Genomic DNA, 4502 nt, shown 5'->3' on the forward strand with positions numbered 1-4502 from the left:
CTGCGGGAATGGCCGGTACGCCAGAACAAGATAGGCATCGCCGGCGGCGATGTTCTTCAAGCAATGCCGGCAAGGCATGCCGTCACCGTCGGAGATCTTTCGCTCGGGCATTTGACCATAAGCATCGATCCCGCCGCGCTGCAGCGTCCTGACACCTTCGGTCGGCAAAGCTTTGAACTGGATGGTCATGGAAAATCTCCGGTGTGGTCTACCGGAAATTATCCCTTTGAACTCTCGCCGCCACCCGATTCCTGCCAGATATCGAAGAGCCGGTCGCCCGTCGGCGACCGGCTCTCATCAAGTCCCGTCGAAGGCGCCGGCTAACTAAAATTCAGAGCTGCGGCTCAACGGATGAAATCGTCGAAGCGGCGCAGTGTCACCCGGCGATTCTGCCAGTTTTCGTTCTGCGTCTGCACCAGCAAAAACTCTTCGCCATAGCCGACTGTCTCGAGAGCATGACCCGGCACGCCGAATTCGCGCACCAATGTGCGCTTGAGCGAAGCGGCGCGCTGTTCGGACAGAGCCTGATTCGACTGGAAGGAGCCGACGGCGTCGGTGTGGCCCTCGATCAGCACGCGGGCGCCGCGATCGCGGCGCAGGATGCGCCGCAGCGCGTCGGCAATGGTCTCGATCTTGTCGTATTGCGAGTTGGCAATAGCCGCCGAACCGAAGGCGAAGTTGATCGACTGGATATCGATCGAGCGGGCCATGCGGCGCAAATCCGGGCGCCGCTTGAATTCGCGGATGGTGACGCGCTCGTTCGGCCGCAATTTCACACGCGGAGCCGCCTCGAGCTTCCGCTCGATCGTCGCGGTCGAAGGCGTTGTCGCCTGGGCTGCGGCCAGGCTTGGCATGGCAATTGCCGCGATCAGCGCGGCGGCAAGTGTACGGCGGGTCAGCATGTCTTCGTCTCCTTCGGCTTTGGCCGCATTGATGGCGCCGGCAACATGCCAAAAACAGCCTGAAGGGCCGATGAACGGCGGGTTCAGATTAGAGCTGGTGTCAGCTTCCGGCTAGGGCCGCATGACGCTAGCCGCGCGCTCGGTGAAAGGCAGCGGATGGACGATTTCCCTCTTTTGCGCCACCGGTGCAAAGCCGAGCTTCTGGTAGAGCGGCAGAGCCGCCGGATGATCGAGCGTGCAGGTCTGCACCGTCACCCGCTTCGGCCCATGCGACCATGCGGCGGCGATCGCGGAGCCCAGGAACCAGCGGCCGATGCCTTGCCCGGTGGCATGTTCCATCATGCCGAAATAGGCGAGCTCGACTTCTTCCGGCAGATGCGGCTTGAGATCGAAGAAGCCGGCGGGCGCGCCGTCGAGGTAAAGGACCCTGATGTCGCGATCCTCACGATGGATGCCGGCGGAAAGCTCGTCGTCATCCAGCCTCAGCACATTGACCCAGTGCCATTTGCGCCCCACCCGGTCCATCAGATAGCGGTAAAAATGCAGCGGAATGTCCTTGGTCTTCAGCAGCGCGACCTGACGGTTATACGGCACGGCCGGTGAATAGGCCGGAGGCACATGCATCTCGAGGAACGTCACCGTGACTTCGATGTCTTCCAGCGCGCCGTTTTCCATCGTCTTCATTCCTTGCCGATCACAACGGGGCCGGTCACGACAGGCGTGTCGGAAAGCCCGCCCCACTCCGTCCAGGAGCCGTCGTAAAGCCTGTTGTTTGTATGGCCAAGCGTTTCCAGCGCCAGCGTCACCACCGCCGCGGTAATGCCGGAGCCGCATGAAGTGACGACAGGTTTCGACAGATCGATGCCGGCCTCCTCGATCGCCTTGCGCAGGCGGTCCTTCGACAGCAGCTCGCCATTTTCCGACAGCGCCGAATAGGGCAGATTGCGCGCGCCGGGCATATGGCCGGAGCGGATACCCGCGCGCGGCTCAGGTTCAGTGCCGGTGAAGCGGCCCGGTCCACGGGCGTCGGCGATCTGGCTCGCCTTGGTGTCGACGATCCCGCGCATGTCGGCGAGGCTGGCGACGCGCCCGGCGTCGAAATCGGCATGAAACACGCTTGGCGCGATCTTCGTCGGCTCAGCCGTCACCGGCCTGCCGGCCGCTTTCCAGCCATCGAAGCCGCCATCCAGAATATAGGTCTGAAAGACGCCCATCACCCGGAACATCCACCACGCCCGAGGTGCGGAGAAGAAACCCGGGCCGTCGTAGACGACGATTGTGTCATCGGCCGAAACGCCCATGGCGCCGACATACTGGGCAAAATGCTGCGGCGACGGCAAGGTATGCGGCAGGGGCGAATCCGGGTCCGAAACGGCGTCCTGATCGAGAAATCGTGCGCCCGGGATGTGGGCCGACTCATACTCGCCGCGCGCATCGCGCTTCTGCGCCGGGAGATACCAGGATGCGTCGATGATCGTCAGGCCCGGCTCGCCGAGACGTTGCTGCAGCCAGTCTGCGTCGACGGTGAAGGGGCTGTCCTCGGCCATTTTGTTCTCCTGCTCGCTTTTTGGCGATCACTGTCCTGTTCAGTTTGCCGGCATCGGCCCAAAGCGGATGCGGAAGCGCCGGTTCTCGCGGCCCTTCTTCTCGATCTTGCCGATGTGGATTTCGCCGACTTCGGCGGTGCTTTTCACATGGGTGCCGCCGCAGGGCTGGCTGTCCACCGATGCGTTGTCGCCGATACACACCAGGCGGATCTTGCCTGTGCCCACCGGCGGCCGAACGTTCTTGGATTTCACCAGGCCGGGATTGGCGGCCAGGTCTTCGTCACTGATCAGCCTGACAAAGATCGGATGATCGGCCCGCACCAGGTCCATCAGCCCGGCGGTGACGTCCTCCTTGGTGAAGCCGGCATCCGGAGCGTCGAAGTCGACACGGCTGTCGTCCTCGGAAACCGAGGCACCGGTGATCGGGAACGGGCAGACGACGGTGAGCAGATGGCAAGCCGCGTGCATGCGCATCAGGAGATGCCGCCGCTCCCAGTCGATCGCCAGCCTCAGCGCCTCGCCGGGCTGCGGAACCGCCTGCTCCGGCGCCGGCACGTGTATGATCTCGTCCTTGGTCTCACCGGTGAGGGTGGCGGCAATGGCGATTCGGCTGCCGTCGCCACGTTCGAGATACCCGGTATCGCCCGGTTGGCCGCCTGAAGTGGCGTAGAAGATGGTCCGGTCGAGGATGATACCGCCGCGATCGTTGACGGCAACGACAGTTGCGTCCGCCGTCCGCAGATAGGCATCGTCGCGAAACAGGGCGTCCGTCCTGTTTGCCATCACGCGACCTTTTCGAACGGCACCGGAATTGTGCTCTTCAGTTCCATCCAGCCTGGCACCGGCAGCTGCTTTTCGCGCAGGAATTCCGGGTTGAACAGTTTTGATTGATAGCGCGTGCCATAGTCACAAAGAATGGTCACGATGGTGTGGCCCGGGCCTAGTTCCCTGGCCAGACGGATCGCGCCGGCTATGTTGATACCGGTCGAGCCGCCGACGCAAAGGCCCTCTTCCTGGATCAGGTCGAAGACGATCGGCAGCGCATCCTCATCGGGGATCTGGAATGAAAAATCCGGCGTGAACCCTTCGAGGTTGGCGGTGATGCGCCCCTGCCCGATGCCTTCGGTGATCGAGCTGCCTTCGGACTTCAGCTCGCCGCTGGTGTAGAAAGAATAGAGCGCGGCCCCCAGCGGATCGGCGAGCGCGATCTTCACATCCCGGCTTTTGGCCTTCAGTCCGGAGGCGACGCCGGCCAGCGTGCCGCCAGAACCGACCGCCGACACGAAACCGTCGACCTTGCCGCCGGTCTGGCTCCAGATCTCCTCCGCGGTGGTGCGGATATGGCCGTCACGGTTGGCGACATTGTCGAACTGGTTGGCCCAGATGGCGCCGTTCGGTTCTGTCTTTGCCAGTTGCTCGGCCAGCCGCCCCGACAGTTTCACGTAGTTGTTGGGATTCCTGTAGGGCACGGCCGGCACCTCGATCAGCTCAGCGCCGAGCAGCTTGATCGTGTCCTTCTTTTCCTGGCTCTGCGTATCGGGAATGACGATGACGGTCCGGTAGCCGAGCGCCCTGGCGACCAGCGTCAGCCCGATGCCGGTATTGCCCGCCGTTCCCTCGACGATCACGCCGCCGGGCTTCAGCAGCCCGCGCTTCTCGGCGTCGCGGATAATGAACAGGCCCGCACGATCCTTGACCGACTGGCCGGGATTCATGAATTCGGCCTTGCCCAGGATCTCGCAACCGGTTTGTTCCGAAGCTTTGTTGAGGCGGATCAGAGGCGTGTTGCCGATCGCGTCGATCACAGAACGGGGCATTCAGGATTCCTTGTGTAAGTGCGCCGAAACCCTAGAAACCCGAAGCTGCGGTTTCAAGGCAAGAATTTGTCTGGTCCAGTCGCATTTGCAGTGCTGTTGTTGCGTCGGCGCTTCCCGAGGCTGGCCTCTTGCGCCACTGTTCATTTCCGGCTGACGTTGAAAAGCGGCTTTTCATTCGATTTCTTCACCGCTAGAGCAATTCCAGGAAAAGTGTGAAACGGTTTTCCGTCCGGAAT

General features: G+C 62.5%; 5 protein-coding genes and 1 pseudogene. All 6 read right to left on the reverse strand.

Annotated features, from left to right (window positions below; all coding sequences use genetic code 11):
* Positions 1 to 189 (reverse strand): annotated as a pseudogene (locus EN750_RS20155) (DUF1203 domain-containing protein); the annotation flags it as partial.
* A gap of 155 nt (positions 190 to 344) precedes the next feature.
* The gene (locus EN750_RS20160) at positions 345 to 902 is read right to left on the reverse strand and encodes an OmpA family protein (RefSeq protein WP_127397449.1); all 558 of its coding nucleotides are present in this window, start codon (positions 900 to 902) and stop codon (positions 345 to 347) included.
* A gap of 111 nt (positions 903 to 1013) precedes the next feature.
* A complete protein-coding gene (locus EN750_RS20165; RefSeq protein WP_127330928.1) occupies positions 1014 to 1577 on the reverse strand; it encodes a GNAT family N-acetyltransferase in 564 nt (187 codons plus the stop codon).
* Positions 1578 to 1582: 5 nt separating this feature from the next.
* Positions 1583 to 2449, reverse strand: a complete 867-nt coding sequence (gene sseA / locus EN750_RS20170) for a 3-mercaptopyruvate sulfurtransferase (protein ID WP_127397450.1) — start codon at positions 2447 to 2449, stop codon at positions 1583 to 1585.
* Positions 2450 to 2488: 39 nt separating this feature from the next.
* Positions 2489 to 3232, reverse strand: a complete 744-nt coding sequence (locus EN750_RS20175; protein ID WP_127330924.1) for an alanyl-tRNA editing protein — start codon at positions 3230 to 3232, stop codon at positions 2489 to 2491.
* Positions 3232 to 4266 carry a cysteine synthase A gene (locus tag EN750_RS20180; protein WP_127397451.1) on the reverse strand — a complete coding sequence of 345 codons (1035 nt, stop codon included), beginning with the start codon at positions 4264 to 4266 and terminating at the stop codon, positions 3232 to 3234. Before EN750_RS20180 ends, EN750_RS20175 begins: the two co-directional genes overlap by 1 nt.
* Positions 4267 to 4502: the final 236 nt, after the last annotated feature.

This window comes from Mesorhizobium sp. M7A.F.Ca.ET.027.03.2.1, assembly GCF_003999175.1.
In the GTDB taxonomy this organism is placed as follows: domain Bacteria; phylum Pseudomonadota; class Alphaproteobacteria; order Rhizobiales; family Rhizobiaceae; genus Mesorhizobium.

Excerpts from the sequence above, each read along its gene's own strand:
- EN750_RS20175 (WP_127330924.1), bottom strand. The coding sequence starts at position 3,232 with ATGGCAAACAGGACGGACGCCCTGTTTCGCGACGATGCCTATCTGCGG.
- EN750_RS20180 (WP_127397451.1), bottom strand. The coding sequence starts at position 4,266 with ATGCCCCGTTCTGTGATCGACGCGATCGGCAACACGCCTCTGATCCGC.
- sseA (WP_127397450.1), bottom strand. The coding sequence starts at position 2,449 with ATGGCCGAGGACAGCCCCTTCACCGTCGACGCAGACTGGCTGCAGCAA.
- EN750_RS20165 (WP_127330928.1), bottom strand. The coding sequence starts at position 1,577 with ATGGAAAACGGCGCGCTGGAAGACATCGAAGTCACGGTGACGTTCCTC.
- EN750_RS20160 (WP_127397449.1), bottom strand. The coding sequence starts at position 902 with ATGCTGACCCGCCGTACACTTGCCGCCGCGCTGATCGCGGCAATTGCC.